The sequence below is a fragment of the Polaribacter batillariae genome (assembly GCF_017498485.1).
In the GTDB taxonomy this organism is placed as follows: Bacteria; Bacteroidota; Bacteroidia; order Flavobacteriales; family Flavobacteriaceae; genus Polaribacter; species Polaribacter batillariae.
In genome coordinates this window covers 1,340,399-1,366,161 of record NZ_CP071795.1, presented here as the reverse complement: position 1 = coordinate 1,366,161, position 25,763 = coordinate 1,340,399, and the positions used below count along the sequence as shown (strand labels likewise).

The following is a 25,763-nucleotide window of genomic DNA, read 5'->3' as shown; positions in this document are numbered from 1 at the left end:
CTATTTTATAAATTGATTGATTGTTTCCGTTATAAACTCTAATTGCTCTTTTTCTAATTCTGTATGCATTGGTAAAGAAATTACTGTTTTTATCAACTCGTTTGTTACAGGAAAATCACTTTCTTTATAACGAGTGTCTTGATATGCTTTTTGAGCATGCAACGCAACTGGGTAATAAATGGCATTCGGAATTTCTTTGTCTAACAAATGTTTGTGTAATTCGTCTCTCTTGCCATTGGTAATTTGCAGTGTATATTGATGAAAAACATGGCAATCGCAAGTATCGCAAATTTCGCCACAACTGTTTGTTGCATTCGATTTTGTGGTTGGTGTAATAATATTTGGGTTATTTTTAAACGCATTATTGTAAAAACGAGCGGCATTTCTACGAGCATTACAATACCCATCTAAATGCGGTAATTTTGCTTTTAAAACTCCAGCTTGTATCGAGTCGAGTCGAGAATTTACTCCAACTACGTCATGGTAATAGCGAGTGTACATTCCATGATTTACAATGCCTCTTAACCTGTGTGCTAATTCATCATCATTTGTAAAAATAGCACCTCCATCTCCATAACAACCTAAGTTTTTTGATGGAAAAAACGAAGTTGTACCTACATTTCCAATGGTTCCTGCTTTTTGTTTTTTGCCATTTTTAAATGTGTAATTGGCGCCAATTGCTTGTGCATTGTCTTCAATTACAAATAAATGATGTTCTTTGGCAATTTCTAAAACAGCTTCCATATTTGCCACTTGACCAAATAAGTGAACTGGTACAATTGCTTTTGTTTTTGGCGTAATTGCTTTTTTTAAAGCATCAATATCTATGTTAAACGTATCTTTTTCAACATCTACCAAAACTGGGGTTAATTTTAATAAAGCAATTACCTCTACTGTGGCTGCAAATGTAAAATCGGCAGTAATAACTTCATCACCTTGTTTTAAACCTAAACCCATCATTGCAATTTGCAAAGCATCTGTTCCGTTAGCACACGGAATTACATGTTTTACGTTTAAATATTTTTCTAAGTCTGCTTGAAATTCGTGCACCAAAGGGCCATTTATGTATGCAGAAGAATTTAAAACTTCTTGAATTGAAGTGTTTACGGTTTCTTTTATCGGTTCATATTGACCTTGTAAGTCAACCATTTGAATTTTTTTCATAAAGAAAATTTTGAACCTCAAAAATACAAACAAACTTTCATTGTTTTTGTATGAAAACAGAAATAATAAATCGTTTATCTTTGGTAAAAATCAATATTTATGAAGATTTTAAAGAATTTATTAAAAATACTTGTAATTCTAATGATACTAGTCGTTGCTTTTGGATGGTATTATAAAACAACTTTAGAGCCCCAATATGCAGGAGAATTAGAAATTAAAAATTTAAAAGAAGAGGTAACTGTTTATTTTGATGAAATTGGTGTTCCGCATATAAATGCGAGCAATCAACAAGATGCTTATGTGGCTTTGGGGTATGTGCATGCGCAAGATAGATTGTGGCAAATGGAGTTGGTTCGTAGAATTGCAGCAGGAAGATTGTCAGAAATTTTTGGAGAAAAATTAATAAGAACAGACAAACTTTTTTCGGGTTTAGGAATCGAAGAAGCCGCCGCAAAAACAATCGAAAATTTAGATAAAAACTCAGAACCCTACAAATTGGCAACTGCTTATTTAAAAGGTGTAAACGATTATATAGAAAATGGAAAAACGCCTATTGAATTTACTTTAGTAGGTGTAAAAAAAGAGAAATACACACTAAAAGATATGTACAATGTTTTGGGGTATATGGCTTTTAGCTTTGCAGTTGCTCATAAAACAGATCCAATGTTAAACGAAGTGAAAGAAAAATTAGGAGATGCTTATTTTAATGAATTAATTGGAGTTGAAAAAGAGAATTTAACCCTTATTAAAAACGAGAAAAACCCCGAAATTACAGGGGCTTTTTCTTATGCAATGCATCGTTTAATGGAAACTTTACCAATTGCGCCATTTATAGGAAGTAATTCTTGGGTTCTTGGCGGAGATAAAACCAAAAACGGAAAAGTAATTTTCGCAAACGACCCTCATATTGGCTTTTCGCAACCTTCAGTTTGGTATCAGGCACACGTAAAAACACCCCATTACGAAATGTACGGTTTTCATTTAGCTTTGGTGCCATTTCCATTATTGGGCCATAATAAAAACTATGCTTATGGTTTAACAATGTTCGAAAACGATGATGTTGATTTTTATATAGAAGAAAATAACCCTAACAACGAAAATGAATACAAATACAAAGACTATTTTTTGAATTATACTATTGTTGAAAAACGTTTAAAAATAAAAGATAAAAAAGATTCGCTTTACACAATTAAAACAAGCAAACACGGGCCTTTAATGAATGGAATTGTAGCGCATTTAGAAGACAACCGCCCAATTGCAATGCAGTGGATTTACACCAAATTAGAAAATAAAATTTTAGAGGTTGCTTATGAGATTTCACATGCGAAAAACTTAACAGAATTTAAAAATGGGGCCAGTAAATTACACGCTCCAGGCTTAAATATAATGTATGGCGATTCTAAAAATAACATTGCTTGGTTTGCTTCAGGAAAATTGTATAAATACAGAGATTCTTTATACACAAAAACTTTTTTAAATGGTTCTTCTGGTAAAGATGAAATTGTAGAATATTTAAACTTTGACCAAAATCCACAGGCTATAAACCCAAGTAATAAGTATGTGTATTCTGCAAATAATCAGCCAGATTCTATTGCAAACATGTTGTATCCTGGTTATTATTTGGTAGAAGATAGGGCAAAAAGAATTGTAGAGTTGCTGGCTCCAAAAAACAATTGGACAAAAAACGATGTTGCTAAAATGTTGTTAGATAATACTTCGCCAAATGCACCCAAAATTGCTAAAAATTTGCTAAATTCTTTAAACAAAAGTAATTTGTCTGCAAGTGAAAAAACAGCCATACATATTTTAAAAAATTGGAAAGGAAATTTCGATAAAAATGAAGTTGCACCCGTAATTTACAATCGTTTTATTTACGAGTTTCAGAAAAACACTTTTGCAGATGAAATGGGAAAAGGATACAGTCAATTGATAAATACTCCTTTTATAGAAAAAGTTTTGCCAGTGCAAGCTAAAAGAGAAAATTCGGTTTGGTGGGATAATGTTTCTACAAAAGATAAAATTGAAACCAAGCAAGAAATAGTTACAAATTCTTTTAAAAACGCGTTTTCGTTTTTAGAAAACCAATTAGGCACCAATGTAGAACGTTGGAAATGGGAGCGCGTAATTTCTGTAGAATACAAACATGCAGTTGGCGAGGTTGCCGTTTTAAGAAGTTATTTTAATGTTGGTCCATTTGTAACTGCGGGTGGAGATCAAGTAATTAACAATCAAATTTACAATATCGATTCTACAGGAGTTTATAAAGTGCTTGCTGGGCCTTCTACAAGAAGAATTGTCGATTTTTCTGACGTAGATAATAGTTGGGCAATTGTACCAACAGGACAATCTGGGCGCGTTTTTAGCAAGCACTACAAAGACCAAGCTAAACAATATTTAAATGGAGAATTTGTAAAAATGAATCTCAATAAGGCAGATGTTGAAAAAAGCAAGAATGTTTTAATTTTGAAGCCTAAGAAAGAATAGTTGCAATTACTGCTATAAATACCACTGTAATTATTAAATTATTGAATTGATGCCCATGAACATCAAAATGATTTTTAGAATTTTCGACGCCAAAAACGTACTCATTATACCTGTATTTTGACTTGTTAAAAATGGTTCTCCAAATGGTTCCGTAAACCCATCTTAGAGTTCCTCCAATAAAATTGCACAATAAATACATGATTTCTAACCCCAAAAAATCTCCCATTTTTAAATTTCTCTATAAACTTCATCAAAAGGAATTCTAAACCGCTCTCCGTAAACACCTTTTTCGTCTCTAATTCCGCAAGAAACAATCATATTTATTTCAGAACCAAAAGGTAAATTCAGTAAATTTTTAACTCGTAAAGTGTCAGAACCTTCCATTGGGCAAGTATCATAACCTTCTGCAGCCATAGAAATCATAAAATTTTGTGCAGCCAATCCACAACTTTTATGGGCAACAATTCTCATGTCGCTATTTCTTACTTGCCTGTATATGGGTTTAAAAATTCCAATACTAATAACTAGTAAATATTTTAGAAAACCTAGAATTCTTAAAAAATCTGCATACGCAAACGGAATGATTTTTCCATAATAATTTCTAGCTACTTTTTCTCTGCTACTTTGTTTTTCTTTTGGATTGTTTTTACCAAAAACAGCATCCATAAATTGTAAGTTTGCTTTTGCTCTTTTTTTCCATAAATCTTTTCTGGTAACAAAAATAACCAATTGTTGTGCGGTTTTTGCTGCATTTTGGTTGAAGCAAAATGGCGCAATTTTATCGATGGTTTCTTTAGAAACCTGAGTTCGATTAAAATTTAGGCATTTTTTTCTAGTAAAAAAGATAGATTTTCAGTAAATTAAAGTATTGAATTTCAATTTATTAATCTAAAAATCTATCTATGATAATCTACTCTAAAATTACTGAAATTTTCTGTCTTGTTGATGAATTTTGTAAAGAATATGACCAAATAGTCAGTAAACACCTTTTAGGCAATCCATCAAAACGTCCCAGTGTTATGTCAAATAGCGAGGTAATTACCATTACCATTTTGTTTCAGCTTAGTGGTTTTAGGACCTTTAAACACTTTTACGTGTATTACTTGCAAAAGCATATGCAAGATGATTTCCCAGCTACAGTTTCATACAATAGATTTACAGAACTCATGCAGCAAAACCTCATGCCAATGACTTTATTTTTAAAGACATGTTGTTTAGGTAATTCTACGGGTATTTCTTTTGTAGATTCTACACCTGTTAGAGTTTGCAGCCCCAAACGAATTAAGAATAATAAAGTATTTAAAGGCATTGCAACCACTGGAAAATCCACTATAGGATGGTTCCATGGCTTTAAATTGCATATCGTTATAAATGATAAAGGTGAAATCCTAAACTTCTGCATAACCCAAGCTAATGTTGATGATAGAACGCCATTAAAAAAGAAGTCTTTTTTAGATAAAATTTATGGTAAGTTATATGCGGACAAAGGTTATGTTGGAAAAGATTTAATGCAGTTACTTTTTGCTGATGGATTGCATTTAATTACTCATATTAAAAACAATATGAAGAATTCTTTAATGACAATGAGTGATAAAATTTTACTGCGTAAACGCTCTGTTATTGAAACCGTAAATGACGAACTCAAAAATATTTGTCAAATTGAACATTCTAGACATAGAAGTTTTACTAATTTCTTGTCAAACATAATCGCAGGTCTTATTGCATATAGCTTTTTACCAAAAAAACCTGCTATAAAATATCAGACTGTAAAGTCTAATCAGTTGACAATTTATTAATCGAACTCAGGTTAGAAGTGATGTGATAAAATTCCCACAACTGCATATTGCTACTGTTGGGAGCCAAAGTAGCTTGCTTTAAACATTTTTTTACGAGGGTTTTATCAATAGATTTTTTAGCATTGTATATTCTAACAGAGCGTCTGTAGTAGATTGCTTCTGAAACCGTTTTTTCTGTATTCATAGTTTTTAATATGCTTTTGTATTTAAAAAAAGAAGATAATTTCTTCCTTTTAAAATTAATTATTTCAAACAAGCGTTCCAAATAACTTCTGTTGGTGTAGGGGCTAAAACATTAATTTCTTTCTTTGTAACAGGATGCATAAAATTAATTTTTCTGGCATGTAAAGAGATGCTTCCATCTTTATTACTTCTATCAAAACCATATTTTAAGTCGCCTTTTATAGGGCTTCCAATATGCGCTAATTGTGTTCTAATTTGATGATGTCTTCCTGTTTCTAAATCGATTTCTAATAAACAATAATGGTCTAATTTTTTAAGAACTTTGTAATGTAAAATGGCTTTTTTACAACCTTCTATCTCTTTTTTATAAACAAAAGATTTATTGTTTTTAGGGTTTTTCTTTAGAAAGTTAATAAGGGTATCGCTTTGTTTTTTGGGCGTATTTTTTACAATTGCCCAATATGTTTTTTTAATGGTTTTTTTACGTAGCATTTTGTTTAAGCGTTCTAGCGCTTTAGAAGTTCTTGCGAAAATAATAATTCCAGAAGTAGGCCTGTCTAACCTGTGAACAGTTCCTAAAAAAACATTCCCAGGTTTGTTAAACTTGTCTTTAATGTACTCTTTTACAACATCACTCAAAGGTGTATCGCCAGTTTTATCTCCTTGGGTAATATCGCCAGCGCGTTTATTAACAATTATAAGATGATTGTCTTCAAATAAAACCTGTAAGTTGTTTTTTGTAGATTGCATTTGTTGTGTCGAACGCAGTCGAAAGGTTATTTAAAATTATCTTTTACATCTTCGTTAACACTATTAATAAAATCTAAAAACTCTTTTCTTCCAAGTCCTGTTGAAGATGATGTTAAAAACGTGTTAGGTAAAGACTCCCAGTATTGCAATAGTTTTTTCTTATAAGAAGTAATTTGTTTGTTTAATTTAGAGCTTCCTAATTTATCTGCTTTTGTAAAAACAATACAAAACGGAATTTGGTTTTCGCCTAAAAACTGCATAAATTCTAAATCTATTTTTTGTGGGTCGTGCCTAGAATCAATCAGTACAAACGTACAAACGAGTTGTTCTCTTTCTTTAAAATAATTTTCTATAAAATATTGAAAAATAACTCTTTTTTTCTTTGAAACTTGTGCATAGCCGTAACCTGGTAAATCTACCAAAAACCACTCGTTATTAATTAAAAAATGATTGATAAGTTGTGTTTTTCCGGGTTTTCCAGAGATTTTTGCCAAATCTTTTCGCTCCATTAGCATGTTAATAAGAGAAGATTTACCAACATTAGAACGCCCAATAAAGGCGTATTCTGGTTTTCTGTCTTTTGGAGCTTTTGTAACATTACTGTTACTCATTACAAAGTCTGCAGATTTAATTTTCATCTTACTGGGTTCAATTTTTTCGATAAATTTCTCGTTGAGAGAATTATATTTTTCTTGCAGTAAACCAGTCCATTAGAATTTTATTAAACTCTTCTGGTCTTTCCATCATGGCTGCATGGCCACATTTATCAATCCAAAATAAATCGGAATCTGGCAATAAATTATCAAAATCTGTAGCAACTTCTGGAGGTGTAACTGTGTCTTGTTTCCCCCAAATAAGGCAAGTAGGCTGTTTCATATCTGGTAAATCGTTTGCCATATTATGTCTAATAGCACTTTTTGCAATCGATAAAGTTCTAATTACAGCACTCCTGTTATTTACAATTTTAAAAACATCATCTACCAACTCTTTGGTGGCAATTGTTGGGTCGTAAAAAACAGCCTTGGTTTTCTTTTCAATATATTCGTAGTTTCCTCTTTTTGGAAAACTATCACCCATGGCTTTTTCATACAGTCCAGAACTACCTGTAAGCACTAAAGCACTAACTTTTTCTGGATAATGTTTTGTAAAATACAAACCAATATGCCCGCCTAAAGAATTTCCTAATAAAATTGCTTTGTCTAGTTTTTTAAATTCCATAAAATCTTTTAAAAAAGAAGCCATGCTTTTTACATTCGTTTTTAAAAGTGGTAAAGAATATAGAGGCAATTCAGGAATTAAAACATGATATCCATTGTTAGAAAAATGATTAAAAGTTGCACCAAAATTACTTAAAGCCCCCATTAATCCATGTAAAACAATGATTGCAGGTCCCTCTCCAGCTTCTGCATATGTAAATTTCCCTTCGGTTTTTAACTGGTCAGTCATTGATTTTTTTTTCATTTCACTTAAACGCAAATGTAATTCTTTTTTATTAGAAAGTTGGCGTTTTTGTAAATCACTGGTATTCATTTTTTAAGGTCGAAATGAATCTCTTTTTTTCAAAATAAAGAAAATTTATTAACAATGTGGTAAAAAGTGGTAAAAAGTGGTAAATTTTATATATTTTTGATTCTTAATTAAGACCTAAATTTCTTGTGATTAATTTAATTGGTACATACGAATGTAAAGCAGATGCAAAAGGTAGAGTGATGTTTTCATCGGCTCTAAAAAAGCAATTGCAACCAGTTTTAAATGAGGGTTTTGTAATTAAAAGAGCTGTTTTTCAACCTTGTTTAGAGTTGTATTCGATGAAAGAATGGAACTTGATGATGGAGAAAATAAACAAGTTAAACCGTTTTGTAAAAAAGAACAACGATTTTATTCGAAGGTTTACAGCGGGTGTAAAAATGGTAGAATTCGATGCGACAGGAAGAATTTTAATTCCAAAAGATTTGTGTGAATTTGCGTCCATTAAAAAGCAAGTGGTTTTGTCTTCGGCAGTAAATATTATTGAAATTTGGGACAAAGATAAGTACGAAAAAGCGATTGACGATGCAACAGTAGATTTTGCAGATTTAGCAGAAGAAGTAATGGGAAATACAGATTTCGATGAATTATCATAATCCAGTTTTATTGCAAGAAAGTGTAGATGCACTGGCGATTAAAGAAGATGGTGTGTATGTAGATGTTACTTTCGGAGGAGGAGGGCATTCTAGAGAAATTTTAAAAAGACTAGGAGAAAAAGGAAGGTTGTTTGGTTTCGATCAAGATCCAGATGCTTTAGAAAATGCAATCGATGATGATCGTTTTACATTAATTCCAGAAAATTTTAGATACATAACAAGGTTTTTAAGATTTTATGGAGTTCGTAAAGTGGATGGTATTTTGGCAGATTTAGGGGTTTCTTCTCATCAGTTTAATGAGGCAGAAAGAGGGTTTTCAACACGTTTCGATGGCGAATTAGACATGAGAATGAATCAAAAATCGAAAGTATCTGCGCAAGAAATTATCAATACATATTCCGAAGAAAAATTAGCGAATATACTGTTTATGTATGGAGAGTTAAGAAATTCTAGAAACTTGGCAAAAACCATTGTAGAAGAAAGAGAGAAAGCAAAAATCGAAACGAGTTTTCAATTAAAACAAGTTTTAAAACGCTATTTACCAAATGCAAAAGAGCATAAAATATTGGCTCAAATTTTTCAAGCGATAAGGATAGAGGTAAATGAAGAATTGGATGTTTTAAAAGAGTTTTTAGAGCAAACACCAAATTTATTAAAAGAAGATGCAAGGTTAAGTGTAATCTCATACCATTCTTTAGAAGATAGATTGGTAAAAAGATTTATAAGAACAGGAATGTTTAGTGGCGAGCCCGAAAAAGATTTTTTTGGAAATACAAGTGAGCCGTTACAAAAAGTTGGAAAGTTAGTAGTGCCTACCCCGCAAGAAATTAACACAAACAACAGGGCTCGTAGCGCTAAATTAAGAATTGCAACTTTAAAAGTTAAAAAGTAATTTAAATAGAAAATGTCTAAAGTTAAAAAAGGTATTTACGGTTTTTTACGAGGTAGTTTTCTTACAGACGAATCGGCTTTTAAAAATTGGCGAATCATCATTTTTGTGGTTGCGCTTTTGTTAATTATGATTTCAATGGGGCATAGTGCAGAAAAAAAAGTGTATAAAATTTCTGAACTAAATAAATTAAAAAGAGAGTTAAGGGCAGAATATGTAGATGTAGGAACCATTTTAATGAGAATGAAAATGGAATCGAATATCAGAGAAAAAGCAAAAGCTAGAGGACTAAAACCTTCGCAAACCCCACCAAAAAAAATAAAAGTAACCTATAAAAAATAAACAAATTGGCAACTCATAAAAAAAGCATACTTACAAAATTCTACTTGGTAGCTGCTTTTATGACGCTTTTATTGTTGGCTGTTATATTTCGTATAATAAACCTACAATATGTCCAAGGAGATAAATATAGAAAGTTGGCAACCGAGCTTACAATTAGACCAGATACTATTTATGCAAATAGAGGAAATGTATATGCAGCAGATGGCAATCTTCTCGCAACATCCATGTCTAAATTTAATATTTATATGGATTTGGTTACTGTAGATAGTAAAGTGTTTGAAGAAAACATTGCTGGTTTGTCTAAAGAGCTTTCTAAAATGTTGGGGCGTTCTGTAAATTACCACCAATCGAGATTGCGCAATGCTAAAAATAGAAAAAAACGTTATTTTTTAATTGCCAGAGATATTGGTTATACCGATTATTTAAAAATGAAGAAGTTTCCAATTTTTAATTTGGGAGTTTATAAAGGTGGTTTTATCGCAAAACACAGAACAGAGCGTGCGCATCCAATAGGTAAAATCGCAGAAAGAACAATTGGGTATGACGATTTTAGAGGAGAGGCTGGTATAGAAGGAGCCTTTGCAGATTATATGCAAGGGAAAAACGGGTTAAGATGGGTGCAAAAAATCGCAAAAAACCAGTGGAAACCAATTAGCGATTATAACGAAAAAGAACCCATTGACGGCGACGATATTATAACCACCATAGATGTTAATATGCAAGATATTACACACCATGCTTTGCTGGCTCAATTAGAAAATTACGAAGCGGACCATGGTTGTGCAGTAGTTATGGAAACCAAAACCGGAGAAATTAAAGCAATTGCGAACTTAGGAAGAACGTCAAAAGGAAAATATTACGAAAAAAGAAATTATGCAGTTTGGGAAAGTCACGAACCAGGTTCAACATTTAAGTTGGCGAGTTTAATGGCGGCTTTAGAGGATAAAAAAATAGATACATCTACAGTCGTAGATACAGAAAAAGGAAGAATTTTTATTCATGGTTCTAAGGTAGAAGATTCTCATAGAGGAGGTTATGGAAAAATTTCTGCGGCAAGAGTTTTCGAAGTCTCTTCGAATGTTGGTATCGTAAAGTTAATTCAAAAGCATTACGACCATCAACCAGAAAAATTTATCGAAAAAATCGAATCTTATGGTTTTACAAAACCGATTGGTTTTAAAATTAAAGGAGAAGGCATGCCAGTGGTACCAAAACCATCAGACAAAAGATGGAATAAAATTTCTTTAGAATGGATGTCTTGGGGTTATGGAATTTCTATAACACCAATGCAAACATTAATGTTTTACAATGCTGTTGCGAATAATGGAGTCATGGTAAAACCACGTTTTATTAAGGAATTAAGAAGACAAGAAAAAACAGAAGAAGTTTATGAAACCGAAATTGTAAATCCTAAAATAGCTTCAGAAGAAACCTTAAAAAAGATTCGAAAAGTAATGGAAAATGTAGTTATTAAAGGAACTGCAGATAATATTTACTCTCCAAACTTCTCAATGGCAGGAAAAACAGGAACTGCTAAAAAGTTTTTACCAAAACATATAGACGAAAACGGAAAAACAGTAAATGCAGGGTATTCAAACAAACACTATGTCGCTTCTTTTGCGGGCTTTTTTCCTGCAGATAAACCTAAGTATTCTTGCATTGTGGTAATTCATGACCCTAAAAAGGAAAAAGGATATTATGGAGCAACCGTGGCTGGACCTGTGTTTAAAGAAATTGCGCAGAAAATTTATACAACAACGCCAATCGATAATCAATCTGTAGAAGATAAAATTCAGTTTGCACAAATCGATAAGGAGTTTGCGGCATACCATTCAAAATTAAATAAAAACTATACAAAAATTCCTAATGTAAAAGGAATGTCTGGAATGGATGCAGTATCTCTTTTAGAAAATTTGGGGTTAAAAGTAAAAATATCTGGAGTAGGTAAAGTGCAATCTCAATCTTTAAGCAAAGGAGAGAAATTAGAAAAAGGAAAAACCATCGTTTTAAAATTATCGTAGTCTGAAAAATTTAAAAGACATATTATATAAAGTTTCTATAAATCAAGTATTTGGTAGCACCAATATTGCGATAAAAAATCTTGTTTTCGACTCAAGAAAAGTAGAAGAAAATGCTGTTTTTGTTGCACAAAAAGGGGTTTCTGTAGATGGACATTTATTTATTGAAAAAGCCATTTCTTTCGGGGCAATTGCAATTATTTGTGAAGATTTTCCTGTTGATAAAAAAGAAGGAATTACCTACATTCAAGTTTCAGATGCAAACGAAGCTTTGGCGATTATGGCTTCTAATTTTTACGATTGTCCTTCCGCTAATATTCAATTAGTGGGTGTTACAGGAACAAACGGAAAAACAACAATAGCATCACTTTTATATCAATTATTTAAAAAAGCAGGTTACAAAGTTGGTTTGCTTTCTACAGTAAAAGTTTTGGTAGATGAAACTGAGTTTAAAGCAACACACACTACTCCAGATTCTGTAACCATAAATCGTTATTTAGATAAAATGATTGATGCTGGTGTAGAGTTCTGTTTTATGGAAGTGAGTTCTCATGGAATTCATCAAAAAAGAACAGCGGGCTTAACATTTTCGGGAGGAATTTTTACAAACCTTTCTCACGACCATTTAGATTATCATAAAACTTTTGCAGAATATAGAGATGTAAAGAAATCGTTTTTTGATGCTTTGCCAAAATCGGCATTTGCATTAACCAACATCGACGATAAAAACGGTGTTTTTATGTTGCAAAACACCAAAGCAAAAAAAGCAACTTACGCTTTAAAAACCTTGGCCGATTTTAAAGTAAAAGTTTTAGAAAAACAACTTTCTGGAACGTTAATCTCTGTAAATAATACAGAAGTTTGGACGAAGTTAATAGGTGTCTTTAACATCTATAATTTAACCGCAATTATTGCAACTGCAACATTATTGGGCTTAGAAAAATTAGAAATTTTAACCATAATTAGTGAACTAGAAAGCGTAAGTGGGCGTTTTCAGTACATTGTTTCAGAAGACGGTGTTACTGCAATTGTAGATTATGCACACACACCAGATGCTTTAAAAAATGTATTAGAAACCATTAATGATATAAGAACAGGAAACGAAAAAGTAATTACCGTTGTTGGTTGTGGTGGAGATAGAGATAAAACAAAAAGGCCTAAAATGGCACACATTGCTTCGCAATTAAGCAATCAAGCCATTTTTACTTCAGATAACCCAAGAACAGAAAACCCACAAACGATTTTAGATGAAATGGAAGCTGGAGTTTCTCCAGAAAACTATAAAAAAACAATTACAGTTTTAGATAGAAAGCAAGCAGTAAAAACGGCTTGTAAATTTTCTGAAACAGGAGATATTATTTTAATTGCAGGAAAAGGACACGAAAATTATCAAGAAATTAATGGTATTCGAACTTATTTTGATGATTTAGAGGAAATACAAAAATGTTTCAATCAACTAAAAAAGAACTAGAATGCTGTATAATTTATTCGAATATTTAGAAAGTCAGTTTAATTTTCCAGGAGCGAGTTTGTTCCAGTTTATTACATTTAGAGCAACAGCAGCTTTTCTTTTATCACTTTTAATTAGTGCCATTTATGGAAAAAGAATTATCAACTATTTAAGTAAACAACAAGTTGGAGAGTCGATTAGAGATTTGGGTTTAGAGGGGCAGGTTCAAAAAGCAGGAACCCCAACTATGGGTGGTTTAATTATCATTTTTGCAACTTTAATACCAGCGATTTTATTAGCAAGGCTAGACAATGTTTATGTAATAATTCTGCTAATTACCACAGTTTGGATGGGTTTAATTGGTTTTTTAGACGATTATATTAAAGTATTTAAAAAAGACAAAGGAGGCTTAAGTGGTAAGTTTAAAGTTTTGGGACAAATAGGTTTAGGAGTTATTGTTGGTGCCATGCTATATTTTAACGAAGATGTTGTAATTAAAGAGCAATTGCCAATAGAACAACAAATTGTTCAAGAAAATGGAAAGAAAAAAGTTTTTGGAGAAGCGCATAAATCTACAAAAACAACAGTTCCTTTTTTTAAAAATAACGAATTAGATTATTCCAAAGCATTGAGCTTTTTAGGAGATGATTACGAAAAATATGGGTGGATTGTTTTTATATTCATCGCAGTTTTTATTATAACCGGAATTTCTAACGGAGCAAACCTAACAGATGGCATTGATGGTTTGGCAGCAGGTTCTTCTGCAATTATGGTGGTTACACTCGCCGTTTTTGCATGGGTTTCTGGTAACATTGTTTTTGCAGATTATTTAGATGTCATGTACATTCCGAATTCGGGTGAAATGACAGTTTTTATTCTTGCTTTTGCAGGGGCATTAATTGGTTTTTTGTGGTACAATACCTATCCAGCACAAGTATTTATGGGAGATACAGGAAGTTTAACCATTGGAGGCATTATTGCTGTAATCGCAATTTCTATTCGTAAAGAATTATTGCTTCCAATTTTAGCAGGAATTTTTGTGGTTGAAAATCTATCTGTAATCCTGCAAGTTTCGTGGTTTAAATACACTCGAAAGAAATTTGGTGAAGGAAGAAGAATTTTTAGAATGTCGCCATTGCATCATCATTATCAAAAATTAAGTTATCACGAAAGTAAAATTGTTGTTCGCTTTTGGATTGTAGGAATTATGTTGGCAGCACTAACGATTGTTACCTTAAAATTGAGGTAAATGAAGAGGCTGGTAATACTTGGTGGAGGAGAAAGTGGTGTGGGAACTGCAATCTTAGGAAAACAAAAAGGATTTGATGTTTTTGTATCTGATAAAGGTAAAATATCAAAAAAATATAAAGAAGTTCTTTTACATCATAAAATAGATTTTGAGGAGAAAAATCATACAGAAAGCAAAATTTTAAAGGCAGATGTGGTGATGAAGAGTCCTGGAATTCCAGATAAAGTTGCTTTGATTTTAAAGTTGAAAGAAAAATCAATTCCAGTAATTTCTGAAATTGAATTTGCAGCTACATATACAACAGCAACAATGGTTGGTATTACGGGTTCAAATGGAAAAACCACCACAACTATGTTAACGCATCATATTTTAAAAAAAGGGAATTTAAATGTTGGTATGGCTGGAAATATTGGAGACAGTTTTGCGCAACAAGTTGCAGAAAAATCTTACGAACACTACGTCTTAGAATTAAGTAGTTTTCAGTTAGATGGTATTGAAAAGTTTCGACCACATATTGCCATAATTACAAACATTACACCAGACCATTTAGATAGGTACGAGTATGATTTTAATAAATATATCAATTCAAAATTTAGAATTACAAAAAATCAAAAAACCACCGATTATTTAATTTATGATGCAGATGACGAAGCAATAAATAATTGGTTATCAAAAAATAAAACAGAAGCAAAATTAGTTCCGTTTTCGCTCGAAAAAGAGGTAGCATATGGAGCGTTTATAAAAAATAACAATATAATTATCAACCTTAACAAAGATAAAATTAACATGCCAACATCAGCTTTAACACTAAAAGGAAAACACAATACAAAAAATGCTATGGCTGCAGCTATGGCTGCACAATTATTAAAAGTAAGAAAGCAAAAGATTAAAGAGAGTTTAGAAGACTTCGAAGGAGCAGAACATCGTTTAGAAAACGTAGCGAAAGTCTATGGAGTAGAATACATAAACGATTCTAAAGCAACAAATATCAATGCAACTTTTTATGCTTTAGAATGCATGGATAAACAAACAGTTTGGATTGTTGGTGGTGTAGATAAAGGAAACGATTACAGCGATTTGTTACCATTGGTAAGAGAAAAAGTAAAAGCAATTGTGTGTTTAGGTTTAGATAATCAAAAAATAATTAAAACGTTTGGCAACGTGGTTGATATTCTTGTGGAGACAGCTGGCGCAGAAGAGGCTGTTAAGGTGGCTCGTAAATTATCAGAAAAAGGAGATGCAGTTTTATTGTCTCCAGCATGTGCAAGTTTCGATTTATTTGAAAATTACGAAGATAGAGGCCGTCAATTTAAAAAGGCGGTTAGAAGCTTATAAAATGTTTAAACTGGTAACTGTAAACTAAAAATATTTAAGAACAAAGAACAAAGAACAAAGAACAAAGAATTAAGAACAAAGAATTAAGAACAAAGAATTAAGAATTACGAATGAAAACCATTTTTCAGCATATAAAAGGAGATAAAGCTATTTGGGCAATTGTTGCTGCTTTGGCAATATTCTCATTTATGCCTGTCTATAGTGCAAGTACAAACTTGGTATATGTAGTTGGTAATGGTTCTACTTTAGGGCATTTGGCAAAGCATGCAGCGTTGTTAATTTTTGGGTTTTTAATTATTTATGGAGTTCATAAAATTCCTTATCGATATTTTTCTGGAGGTTCTGTTTTAATGCTGCCAGTTGTATTTGTTCTATTAATTTTTACCTTATCACAAGGAACCACCATTGGAGGTGCAAATGCCAGTAGATGGATTCGTATTGGAGGTATTGGTTTTCAAACATCTACTTTAGCAGGCTTGGTTTTAATGGTATATGTAGCAAGATATTTAGCTAAAAATAAAGAAAAAGAAATAAAGTTTAAAGAAAGTTTGTGGCAATTATGGTTGCCAGTAAGTTTGTTACTAATTTTAATTTTACCAGCCAATTTTTCTACCACAGCAATTCTCTTTTTTATGATATTGGTAGTTGCTTTTATTGGAGGTTATCCACTAAAATATATCGGAATTATTGTAGGAGCTGGTATTTTAGCACTCGCATTTTTTGTGTTAATAGCAAAAGCATTTCCAGATGCAATGCCAAATCGAGTGCAAACTTGGCAAAATAGAATCGAAAATTTTTCGCAAGAAGGAGGCAAAGAAGCTTATCAAGTAGAAAAAGCTAAAATTGCAATTGCAACAGGTGGTCCCATTGGTGTTGGACCAGGAAAAAGTGTTCAGAAAAACTTTTTACCACAGTCGTCATCCGATTTTATTTATGCAATAATTGTCGAAGAATATGGTTTGGTTGGAGCCGTTTTGTTAGTAGCCGTTTATTTTTTATTGCTATTTAGAATTTTTGTTGTGTTAAAAAAAACAACAACAATTTTTGGAACTTTATTAGTAATTAGTGTGGGTTGCCCTATTGTTTTTCAAGCAACCATAAACATGGCAGTTGCCACGAATTTATTTCCAGTTACAGGACAAACTTTACCATTAGTTAGTAGTGGAGGAACTTCTATTTGGATGACCTGCTTCGCATTAGGAATGATTTTAAGCGTAAGCGCTTCCAAAGAAGAAACAGAAGAAGATATTTTAGATGATAATCCTTTAGATATTTTGCATGAAACACTGGACTAAAATAAAAATAGAAAAGAGGGTATGAAACAATCGATTAACATACTAATTTCTGGCGGAGGAACAGGTGGGCATATCTATCCTGCAATTGCGATTGCAAACGAAATAAAACTGCGATATCCGAATGCTAATATTTTATTTGTAGGTGCAAAAGATAAAATGGAAATGGAAAAAGTTCCGCAAGCGGGATATGAAATAGAAGGCTTATGGATTTCTGGTATTCAAAGAAAAATCACAAGAAAAAATGCAAGTTTTCCTTTTAAACTTATAAATAGTTTATGGAAAGCAAGAAGAATTATTAGAAGGTTTAAGCCTGATGTTGCTATTGGAACTGGTGGTTTTGCAAGTGGCCCAACATTAATAATGGCAAACAGAAGAAAAATACCAACTTTAATTCAAGAACAGAATTCTTACCCAGGAATTACAAACAGATTATTGGGTAAAAGAGTACAAAAAATATGTGTTGCGTATGATAATTTAGAGCGATTTTTTCCAAAAAATAAAATCGTAAAAACAGGGAATCCTGTTCGACAAGATTTATTAACAATTCATTCTAAATTACAAGATGCCAACGATTTTTATCAATTAGATAAAAGTAAAAAAACATTGCTTGTTTTAGGAGGAAGTTTAGGAGCCCGTAAAATAAATCAATTAATAGAAAATAATTTAGGCTTTTTTAAAAACCAAAACATCGAATTGATTTGGCAATGTGGAAAACTGTATTTCGATGAATATAAAAAATACAACAGCCATAAAAATGTGCAAGTACACGCGTTTTTAAATAAAATGGATTTAGCCTATGCAACTGCAGATTTTATAGTCTCAAGAGCAGGTGCAAGTTCGGTTTCAGAATTATGTATTGTTGGTAAACCTGTAATCTTTGTACCCTCGCCAAATGTCGCAGAAGATCATCAAACAAAAAACGCAAAGTTTATTGTAGATAGGCATGCAGCTTTAATGATAAAAGAAAGTGAATTAGAAACATTTTCTGTAGTTTTTGAAAGTTTATTAAAAGACATTGGCAAACAACAAAGCTTATCAGAAAATATAAATGAATTAGCATTGCCAAGTGCCACAAAAAACATTGTAAACGAAGTAGAAAAATTAGTACCCCATCTTTAATCTTCCCATTTCGTCTGTAATCAATGCAGGCTCAAGGAAGAAACACGGTTGTGTTCGTTAAAGGTTCTAAATTAGATTGATAAAAAATGAGTAACTTATATCAAAATACCAATAAGAATAAAAAAGTCCTTCCTAAAGGAAAGGATTTAAGATGGGCTTCTTGCGTATTTTTTATTGGAATTGGTGGTATAGGAATGAGTGCAATTGCACGTTACTTTGTTGCCAATGGAAAGCAAGTTGCGGGTTACGATAAAACAGCTTCACAGATTACAAAAGATTTGGAAGGTTTGGGTGTAGAAATTCATTTTGAAGATGCTGTAAAAAATATTCCGATTTCGTTTTTAGACTCAAAGAAAACATGTGTTGTTTATACACCAGCCGTTCCAAAAAATCACGAAGAGTTAAATTATTTTAAAAATAATAATTTTAAGATTTTAAAAAGGGCAGAAGTACTCGGTTTAATTACAGAAACTACGTTTTGTTTGGCAGTTGCAGGAACACATGGAAAAACAACAACTTCTTGTATTTTAGGGCATATTATGCAACAAGTAAATGCAACTTCTTTTTTAGGTGGCATTTCAGAAAATTACAATTCGAATTTAATTTTAGGAGAAGATAAAATAAGCGTTGTAGAGGCAGATGAATTTGATAGATCTTTTTTGAAGCTGAGCCCGAATATTGCTTGTGTAACTTCTATGGATGCCGATCATTTAGATATTTACGAAAAGCCAGAAGCGCTAACAGAATCGTTTGTAGAGTTTGCAAATAAGGTTTCAAATACATTAATTGTCGCAAAAGGGTTGCCTTTAAAGGGGTTAACATATGCTATTGAAGAAGAGGCAGATTACAAAGCTTTCCATTTAAAAATTGAAAAAGGAGCGTATGTTTTTGATGTACAAACACCTTCAGAAATTATAAAAAACATTAAATTTTATTTACCAGGAAAACATAACGTTATGAACGCTTTAGCTGCGTTTGCAATGGCAAATGTTTACGGGGTTTCATCAACAGTTATAAAACAACGTTTAGAAAGTTTTAAAGGTGTAAAACGCAGGTTTTCTTATAAAATTAAATCAACAGATTTTGTGTTGATAGACGATTATGCACATCATCCAACAGAAATAAATGCTGTGGAAAATGCAGTAAGAGAAATGTATCCGAACGACAAAATTATGGTTGTTTTTCAACCACATTTATTTTCTAGAACAAGAGATTTTGTAGATGATTTTGCTGCTGCTTTATCAAAATTTAATGAAGTTTTGTTGTTAGATATATATCCTGCAAGGGAAGAACCCATTTTAGGGGTTACCTCTAATTGGTTGCTAGAAAAAATCAAAGGCACGCATAAAAAAATAACACAAAAAAATAATTTGGTAAAAGATATTAAAAACTCAACTGCAAAAGTAGTGGTTATGTTAGGTGCAGGCGACATTGGCGTATTGGTAAACGAGGTTACAAACAAACTTTTAAAACTCTCCAAAAATGAAGTTTAAAAAGTTATTAAAATATTTGTTATTTGCAGTGTTAACAGGGTGTTTAGCATTTTTGTATAGTTTTTCTTCAAAGAGAAACGAACGAAAAAAAATATCGAAAATAGAAGTTGAATTTGAGGCTGGAGACAATCATTTTTTAACACACGCCATGGTTAATAAATTGTTAATACAAAATGATACCACAGTGAAAAACCAAGCAAAATCTGTGATAGATTTATACAAATTAGAGAATAACGTATCCAAAAATCCTTATGTAGAAAAAGCGGCAGTGTTTTTAAGCATCGATGGCGTGTTAAAATCTACCATAAAACAACGTACGCCAATTGTAAGAATTATTACAGATAAGGGTTCTTATTATGTTGATAGACAAGGGGTAAAAGTACCGTTATCGAGCAATTATTCTGCAAGAGTATTGCTTGTTTCTGGTGTAAAAAGCGATAAAGATGTAAAAGAAATTTTGCCTTTAGTTCGCTATATATTAGCAGATAATTTTCTGCAGAAAGAAGTTGTCGGAATTCAAAAATACGACACTAACGAGTATGAATTTTCTGTTAGAAGCGGAGATTATAAAATCGATTTTGGAACATTAACTAACGTCGAAGTGAAATTTAAGAAGTTAAAAGCATTTTACAACACGACATTTAAAGACAAAACGATTCAAGAATATAAAACCATTAATGTAAAATATCACAACCAAGTTGTGTGCACAAAATAAATCAAAATGGAAAACAATAAAATAGCTGTTGGTTTAGACATTGGTACAACCAAAATTGTTGCCATGATTGGTCGTAAAAACGAATACAACAAAATAGAAGTTGTTGGTATTGGTAAAGCGAAAAGTTTGGGTGTAAAACGGGGTGTTGTAAGTAACATTACACAAACAATTCAATCGATTCAGCAAGCAGTAGATGAAGCAGAAAGTGTATCAGGAGTTAAAATAGAAGATGTTGTTGTAGGTATTGCTGGCCAACATATTAGAAGTTTACATCATTCAGATTATATTACAAGAAACAATGCAGACGAGGTAATAGAAGATTTAGATATCGAGAATTTAGTAAACCAAGTTCATAAGTTAGTAATGTTGCCTGGAGAAGAAATAATTCATGTACTACCACAAGAATTTAAGGTAGATTCTCAAGCAGATATTAAAGAACCCATAGGCATGTATGGAGGCCGTTTAGAAGCGAATTTTCATGTAGTTGTTGGGCAAGTTTCTTCTATTAGAAATATAGGGCGTTGTGTAAAAAGTGCAGGTTTAGGGTTAAGTGACATTACTTTAGAACCTTTGGCTTCTGCAGATGCCGTTTTAAGTCAAGAAGAAAAAGAAGCAGGAGTAGCATTGATTGATATAGGTGGTGGAACCACAGACTTGGCCATTTTTAAAGACGGAATTATTCGTCATACAGCAGTAATTCCGTTTGGAGGAAATGTAATAACAGACGATATTAAAGAAGGCTGTTCTATTATAGAAAAACAAGCAGAGTTGTTAAAAATTAAGTTTGGTTCTGCTTGGCCAGGAGAAAATAAAGAAACAGAAATCGTTTCAATACCAGGTTTAAGAGGTAGAGAGCCCAAAGAAATTACACTTAAAAATTTATCTAAAATTATACATGCGAGAGTTCAAGAAATTATAGAACATGTGTATTTAGAAATAAAAAATTATGGACACGAGACCGCAAAAGGAAAATTAATTGCAGGAATTGTGTTAACAGGTGGTGGTTCTCAATTAAAACATTTGCGTCAATTAGTAGAGTATATCACAGGTATGGACGCAAGAATTGGTTTTCCTAACGAACATTTGGCAGGAGATTCCGATGATATTTTATCGAGCCCTGCTTATGCAACTGCAGTTGGTTTGCTAATGGAAGGTTTAAACAGACATACCAAAGAAGAAGAGGTAGAAATAGAAGAAGCAATTGAGCAAATTATAGAGGTAGAAAGTTCACAAACTTTAGAAGAAGAAACCCCGCCAATTGTAGAAGAACCAAAGCCTAAAAAGAAAAAAAAGAAATCTTTTTTCGAAAAATTTACAGAAGGCTTAAAAGATTTCTTAGACAATGCAGAGTAGAAAAAAGTTTACAGTTTTCAGTAACAGTTTTCAGTTAAAAATGTAACGTTGAAAAGTTGGAAGTTTGAAATCTGAAACAGATTTATAAGAAAAGAGTAAAAAGAAAAAAATATTAAAATTACGTTATTATGAGCGCAGAATTCGATAACATTTCATTTGACATGCCCAAAACACAATCGAACACCATTAAAGTAATTGGTGTTGGTGGTGGTGGAAGCAATGCAGTAAACCATATGTACACACAACAAATTAGAGGGGTGGACTTTGTAATTTGTAATACAGATGCACAAGCTTTAGAGAACAGTCCAGTGCCTAATAAAATTCAGTTGGGGGCTAACTTAACTTCGGGTTTAGGAGCAGGAGCAAATCCAGAAATAGGTGCACAAGCAGCCAAAGAAAGTTTACAGGAAATTCAGCAAATGTTAAATACCCAAACAAAAATGGTGTTTATTACTGCAGGAATGGGAGGTGGAACAGGAACAGGAGCAGCACCAATTATTGCCAAAATTGCAAAAGATATGGACATTCTTACGGTTGGTATCGTAACAATGCCATTTGCTTTCGAAGGTAGAAGACGTTTAAAACAGGCCCAATTAGGTATCGATCAACTGCGACAAAATGTAGATTCTTTAATTGTAATAAACAATAATAAATTACGTGAAGTTTACGGAAACCTTGGTTTTAAAGCAGGTTTCTCGAAAGCAGACGAGGTTTTATCTACAGCTTCTCGTGGAATTGCAGAAGTAATTACACATCACTACAAACAAAATATCGACTTGCACGATGCAAAAACCGTACTTTCTAATAGCGGAACTGCCATTATGGGGTCTGCAAAAGAAGAAGGCCAAGACAGAGCGAAAACAGCCATTATAAAAGCATTGGATTCACCACTATTAAATGACAATAAAATTACAGGCGCTAAAAACGTATTGCTATTAATTGTTTCTGGTTCTAACGAAGTTACTTTAGATGAAATAGGAGAAATAAACGACTTTATACAAGATGAAGCTGGTTACGATGCCAACATTATTATGGGTATTGGAGAAGACGAAGAATTAGGAGATGCCATTTCTGTAACAATCGTTGCGACTGGTTTTGCAGCCGACCAACAAAGTAGCATTACAAATACAGAAGTAAAGAAAATTGTACACACGCTAGAAGACGAGCAAAAAGCAACATACGATTTTGGAGAGAAAACAATCACAAAAGCGCCAACATTAAATCAGCCAATTTCTAATGCTCCAGAACAGAAAATTATACACACTTTAGAAGATGATGTAGAAACGGTTGCAAAGCCAAATTCTCCGCAAATGGAATTAGTTCCAACTTCAGAAATTATTGCAAATATGCCAGTCTCTTATGATGAAATTTCTTTAGAAACCCTTTCTGATGACGATTTTATTATTACAGATGTTACATCAATTAACACCAGTTCAAACGAAGTCGAGAAAGAGGAAGCTCCACAACAAATGCAGGCAGATTTATTGTTCGATTTGCCTTTAAATTCTTCTAAAACAGAAGCAAAAGAAGAAGATGAAATTAAATTTGACTTACAAGAAAAAGAGGCAATAAAAGCACTAAAAGTTTCTGAGCCTGAAGAAATAAAGGTCGAAAAAAGATACGTTTTAGAAGATTTTGATGCACAACCAACTATTGGAAAAAGCTCTCATATCAAAGAAAATAAAACGATTGTAGAAGAAGAGGAAATTCGTTTTGAATTAAAAACAGCAACTTCGCAATCGGAAATAAACCCAACTGAAACGAAAAGCGAAGAAGTTTCTCCTTTAGATTTAACAATTTCGGAATTACAACAAAGAGCTGAAGAAAGACGTAGAAAAATGAAAGGTTTCAACTATAAATTTAACGATCAGTTAAATAAAAATATAGACGAAATTGAGCGTCAGCCAGCCTATAAAAGGCAAGGTGTAGATTTAAATGTAAATGCTCCAATTAGCCAATCTAAAACAGCAATTAAAAAAGAAGACGACCCAATAGATTTTAAATCGAACAACTCTTTTTTACATGATAATGTAGATTAAACTCATTTTTCTCATTTAAAAATAGTTCGATTTTTTTTCTCGCTTCAGATAAGCAAGCTTTCTAAAAAAAAAAATCGAACTATTTTATTTTTAAAATAAGCCCCAACAGCAGTTTTGTGTACTGTTTTTTAAGGTACTAATATCTAAGAAACTCAGCTGTATAATTGTTAAAAAGCAGAATAAAAATTTTATTAATTATTAGATTCAATTGGGTTTTCATTCGTAAACTCTGCCAATACTTTTTCTATAGAATTGGCAATTCTTTCTTTGTCTGTATTGTATTTTGGCAATAACCCATTTTTCTCTGGAAACTGTTCTATGGTTACAGTAGTAGAAGGAAAAGCAAAATCGACCCCCAATTCTTTTGCTAATTTTACAATGGCAATGTGTAATCTATGTTTCGAAGATTGCTCTACACCCCAAGCTAAACTTTTAAAGTAAACGTTTACCATTATTAACAAAGCAGAATCTCCAAAACCTGTAAACTCTACATTGTAAGAATCGGACCTTGTTTCTGGATGCGCAATTACAATTTCTCGAACTCCTTTTACAAAAGCTTCAATTAATTCTGGTGGTGTATCGTAACGCAAACCTAAATTGGTATTATATCTTCTAAACAATCGTAAACCCTTATTATTTATAACAATTTCCGATAATTTACTGTTTGGTATTTTATATACAGACGTATCTGCTGCGCGAACGCTAGTAGAACGAAAACCTACTTTTTCGACAGTTCCTACAACTTCTCCAGCTTCAATCCAATCTTCTATATGAAAAGGTTTGTCAAGAAAAATCATTAAAGTTCCTATTAGGTTTTTAACGGTGTCTTGAGACGCCAAAGCCACAGCCAAACCACCAATGGTAGCTCCTGCCAAAATTGTGGTTGTATTTACGCCAAATAAAGTAAGCAATTTAAAAATACCAAGTACAATAACCAATCCAGTAAAAAAATTATTTACAATTGGTACCAATTGGTCGTCTAATCTACTATGTGTTCTTTCTGTAAACTCAGAGTAAATTTCCATAATCACTTTTACAAGCTTTAAGAAAACGTAAATCCAAAATACGGTTTTGGCAATATTTAAAGCCAAAAACACCCAAGTATTTATTTCTAAACCAAACTGTAAAGAAGGAAAAACTTTATCGATAATTGCTACTATAAACAACAAACTTATAGGATGAGCCAGTTTTTTAAGTACAGCATCTACTTTTAAGTTGGTGGTTTTATTTACTAGATATTTTATTTTTTGTAAAATAAAAAATGCAATCTTTTTTGAGATTAAAAAAACAATATAAGACAAAACGAAGAGCAATAACAAACCCACAAACTGCCATAATTCTATTTCTAAAAATTCTTTATGTCCGGCAATTGGAATTATACTTTGTAATTTTTGAATGTACCAAGGAAAAGTCTCTTTGTATAAATTATCTATTTTAGCTACGGTTTCCGAAGAGTAATACCATTTATCTCCTATTTTTTCGACATAAATCTCTGGCATTCTTTCAGGAAAGATTACATATCTATAATAAGAAGTATAGCCAATGGTATCTTTAAAATTATTGTTTGTAGGAACCTTATTTAAATCGACATACAATCCCTTACCATCTAAAACTTTTTTTATTTTTATAGCCTTTTCTATGGCTTTCTCTTCGCTAAAGCCTAAAATAGTTTTTGCAGCTTTTTTAGGCTCGTAAGAATCGGATTGTAAAAAATACAAATGGGTGTAAATAGTAGCATGAGGATTGCTTAAGTTTACCTTAATAGAATCTTTCTCTTGTTCTTGTGCTACTAAAGAAGATGTAATAAAAAATAAGAATAAAAATAGGTTGCGCATCATTAATTTCTTAAATTATTGTTAATCGATTTTGCAAATTTAAACCTTTTCATTTTTTAATAGTCAAAGAAGTATAAATAATAAAAATAATAAGCATATTTTGGTTTTAAGAGTTGTATTTTCTGCTGAAG

Annotated in this window: 23 protein-coding genes; 15 read left to right on the top strand and 8 right to left on the bottom strand. The window is 32.1% G+C overall.

Annotation, left to right across the window (positions count from 1 at the left end; translation table 11 throughout):
• Positions 1 to 1,164: a DegT/DnrJ/EryC1/StrS family aminotransferase gene (locus tag JL193_RS05970; RefSeq protein ID WP_207972920.1), complete on the bottom strand. Its 1,164-nt coding sequence runs from the start codon at positions 1,162 to 1,164 to the stop codon at positions 1 to 3.
• Between the two features lie 99 nt (positions 1,165 to 1,263).
• Here JL193_RS05970 and JL193_RS05965 point away from each other — a divergent pair, with 99 nt between their 5' ends.
• Positions 1,264 to 3,648, top strand: coding sequence for a penicillin acylase family protein (locus JL193_RS05965; RefSeq protein WP_207972919.1), 2,385 nt, complete (start codon positions 1,264 to 1,266; stop codon positions 3,646 to 3,648).
• Here the strand turns inward: JL193_RS05965 and JL193_RS05960 are convergent.
• Together JL193_RS05960 and JL193_RS05955 are read right to left on the bottom strand one after the other, a co-directional pair.
• On the bottom strand, positions 3,635 to 3,874 hold the full coding sequence (locus tag JL193_RS05960) for a hypothetical protein (protein ID WP_207972918.1): 240 nt from the start codon (positions 3,872 to 3,874) through the stop codon (positions 3,635 to 3,637). The genes JL193_RS05965 and JL193_RS05960 overlap by 14 nt on opposite strands.
• Before the next feature lie 2 nt (positions 3,875 to 3,876).
• On the bottom strand, positions 3,877 to 4,494 hold the full coding sequence (locus JL193_RS05955; RefSeq protein ID WP_207973403.1) for a nitroreductase family protein: 618 nt from the start codon (positions 4,492 to 4,494) through the stop codon (positions 3,877 to 3,879).
• 56 nt (positions 4,495 to 4,550) lie between these two features.
• On the opposite strand from JL193_RS05955, the gene JL193_RS05950 reads away from it, so the two are divergent.
• On the top strand, positions 4,551 to 5,444 hold the full coding sequence (locus tag JL193_RS05950; RefSeq protein ID WP_207970412.1) for an IS982 family transposase: 894 nt from the start codon (positions 4,551 to 4,553) through the stop codon (positions 5,442 to 5,444).
• Here JL193_RS05950 and JL193_RS05945 read toward each other — a convergent pair.
• From JL193_RS05945 to JL193_RS05930, 4 genes are read right to left on the bottom strand one after another with little or no spacing between them, the layout of a single operon-like run.
• Positions 5,422 to 5,628 carry a nitroreductase family protein gene (locus JL193_RS05945; RefSeq protein WP_243456853.1) on the bottom strand — a complete coding sequence of 69 codons (207 nt, stop codon included), beginning with the start codon at positions 5,626 to 5,628 and terminating at the stop codon, positions 5,422 to 5,424. The two genes, JL193_RS05950 and JL193_RS05945, sit on opposite strands and share 23 nt — an antisense overlap.
• A gap of 59 nt (positions 5,629 to 5,687) precedes the next feature.
• Positions 5,688 to 6,377, bottom strand: coding sequence for an RluA family pseudouridine synthase (locus JL193_RS05940; protein ID WP_207972917.1), 690 nt, complete (start codon positions 6,375 to 6,377; stop codon positions 5,688 to 5,690).
• Positions 6,378 to 6,403: 26 nt separating this feature from the next.
• Positions 6,404 to 7,015: a ribosome biogenesis GTP-binding protein YihA/YsxC gene (yihA, locus tag JL193_RS05935; RefSeq protein WP_207972916.1), complete on the bottom strand. Its 612-nt coding sequence runs from the start codon at positions 7,013 to 7,015 to the stop codon at positions 6,404 to 6,406.
• A gap of 43 nt (positions 7,016 to 7,058) precedes the next feature.
• Positions 7,059 to 7,823, bottom strand: coding sequence for an alpha/beta fold hydrolase (locus JL193_RS05930; protein WP_207973402.1), 765 nt, complete (start codon positions 7,821 to 7,823; stop codon positions 7,059 to 7,061).
• Positions 7,824 to 8,032: 209 nt separating this feature from the next.
• Between JL193_RS05930 and JL193_RS05925 the strand changes: the two genes are divergently transcribed.
• The 13 genes from JL193_RS05925 to ftsZ all read left to right on the top strand — a co-directional run bounded on the left by JL193_RS05925 (position 8,033) and on the right by ftsZ (position 23,797).
• On the top strand, positions 8,033 to 8,500 hold the full coding sequence (locus JL193_RS05925; protein WP_207972915.1) for a division/cell wall cluster transcriptional repressor MraZ: 468 nt from the start codon (positions 8,033 to 8,035) through the stop codon (positions 8,498 to 8,500).
• A complete protein-coding gene (rsmH, locus tag JL193_RS05920) occupies positions 8,487 to 9,392 on the top strand; it encodes a 16S rRNA (cytosine(1402)-N(4))-methyltransferase RsmH (protein WP_207972914.1) in 906 nt (301 codons plus the stop codon). Before JL193_RS05925 ends, rsmH begins: the two co-directional genes overlap by 14 nt.
• A 12-nt stretch (positions 9,393 to 9,404) precedes the next feature.
• Positions 9,405 to 9,731, top strand: coding sequence for an FtsL-like putative cell division protein (locus tag JL193_RS05915; RefSeq protein ID WP_207972913.1), 327 nt, complete (start codon positions 9,405 to 9,407; stop codon positions 9,729 to 9,731).
• Between the two features lie 59 nt (positions 9,732 to 9,790).
• A complete protein-coding gene (locus tag JL193_RS05910; RefSeq protein ID WP_207973401.1) occupies positions 9,791 to 11,752 on the top strand; it encodes a penicillin-binding protein in 1,962 nt (653 codons plus the stop codon).
• A 1-nt stretch (position 11,753) separates the two neighbouring features.
• Entirely contained in the window at positions 11,754 to 13,220 is a 1,467-nt protein-coding gene (locus JL193_RS05905) for a UDP-N-acetylmuramoyl-L-alanyl-D-glutamate--2,6-diaminopimelate ligase (protein ID WP_207973400.1), read from the top strand.
• 1 nt (position 13,221) lies between these two features.
• Positions 13,222 to 14,448, top strand: coding sequence for a phospho-N-acetylmuramoyl-pentapeptide-transferase (gene mraY / locus JL193_RS05900; RefSeq protein ID WP_207972912.1), 1,227 nt, complete (start codon positions 13,222 to 13,224; stop codon positions 14,446 to 14,448).
• Positions 14,449 to 15,783, top strand: a complete 1,335-nt coding sequence (gene murD, locus JL193_RS05895) for a UDP-N-acetylmuramoyl-L-alanine--D-glutamate ligase (protein ID WP_207972911.1) — start codon at positions 14,449 to 14,451, stop codon at positions 15,781 to 15,783.
• A 110-nt stretch (positions 15,784 to 15,893) separates the two neighbouring features.
• Positions 15,894 to 17,078: an FtsW/RodA/SpoVE family cell cycle protein gene (locus JL193_RS05890; protein ID WP_207972910.1), complete on the top strand. Its 1,185-nt coding sequence runs from the start codon at positions 15,894 to 15,896 to the stop codon at positions 17,076 to 17,078.
• A gap of 21 nt (positions 17,079 to 17,099) precedes the next feature.
• Complete coding sequence (gene murG, locus JL193_RS05885; protein ID WP_207972909.1) at positions 17,100 to 18,197, top strand: undecaprenyldiphospho-muramoylpentapeptide beta-N-acetylglucosaminyltransferase; 1,098 nt, start codon at positions 17,100 to 17,102, stop codon at positions 18,195 to 18,197.
• Between the two features lie 86 nt (positions 18,198 to 18,283).
• A complete protein-coding gene (gene murC, locus JL193_RS05880) occupies positions 18,284 to 19,690 on the top strand; it encodes a UDP-N-acetylmuramate--L-alanine ligase (RefSeq protein ID WP_207972908.1) in 1,407 nt (468 codons plus the stop codon).
• Positions 19,680 to 20,405 (top strand): cell division protein FtsQ/DivIB, encoded by a 726-nt coding sequence (locus JL193_RS05875; protein ID WP_207972907.1) that lies wholly within the window; start codon positions 19,680 to 19,682, stop codon positions 20,403 to 20,405. The genes murC and JL193_RS05875 overlap by 11 nt, the downstream gene beginning before the upstream one ends.
• 6 nt (positions 20,406 to 20,411) lie before the next feature.
• Positions 20,412 to 21,758 (top strand): cell division protein FtsA, encoded by a 1,347-nt coding sequence (gene ftsA / locus JL193_RS05870; RefSeq protein WP_207972906.1) that lies wholly within the window; start codon positions 20,412 to 20,414, stop codon positions 21,756 to 21,758.
• Between the two features lie 128 nt (positions 21,759 to 21,886).
• The gene (ftsZ, locus tag JL193_RS05865; protein WP_207972905.1) at positions 21,887 to 23,797 is read left to right on the top strand and encodes a cell division protein FtsZ; all 1,911 of its coding nucleotides are present in this window, start codon (positions 21,887 to 21,889) and stop codon (positions 23,795 to 23,797) included.
• Positions 23,798 to 23,988: 191 nt separating this feature from the next.
• Here the strand turns inward: ftsZ and JL193_RS05860 are convergent, their stop codons facing one another.
• Positions 23,989 to 25,632, bottom strand: a complete 1,644-nt coding sequence (locus JL193_RS05860; RefSeq protein ID WP_243456852.1) for a mechanosensitive ion channel family protein — start codon at positions 25,630 to 25,632, stop codon at positions 23,989 to 23,991.
• Between the last annotated feature and the right edge of the window lie 131 nt (positions 25,633 to 25,763).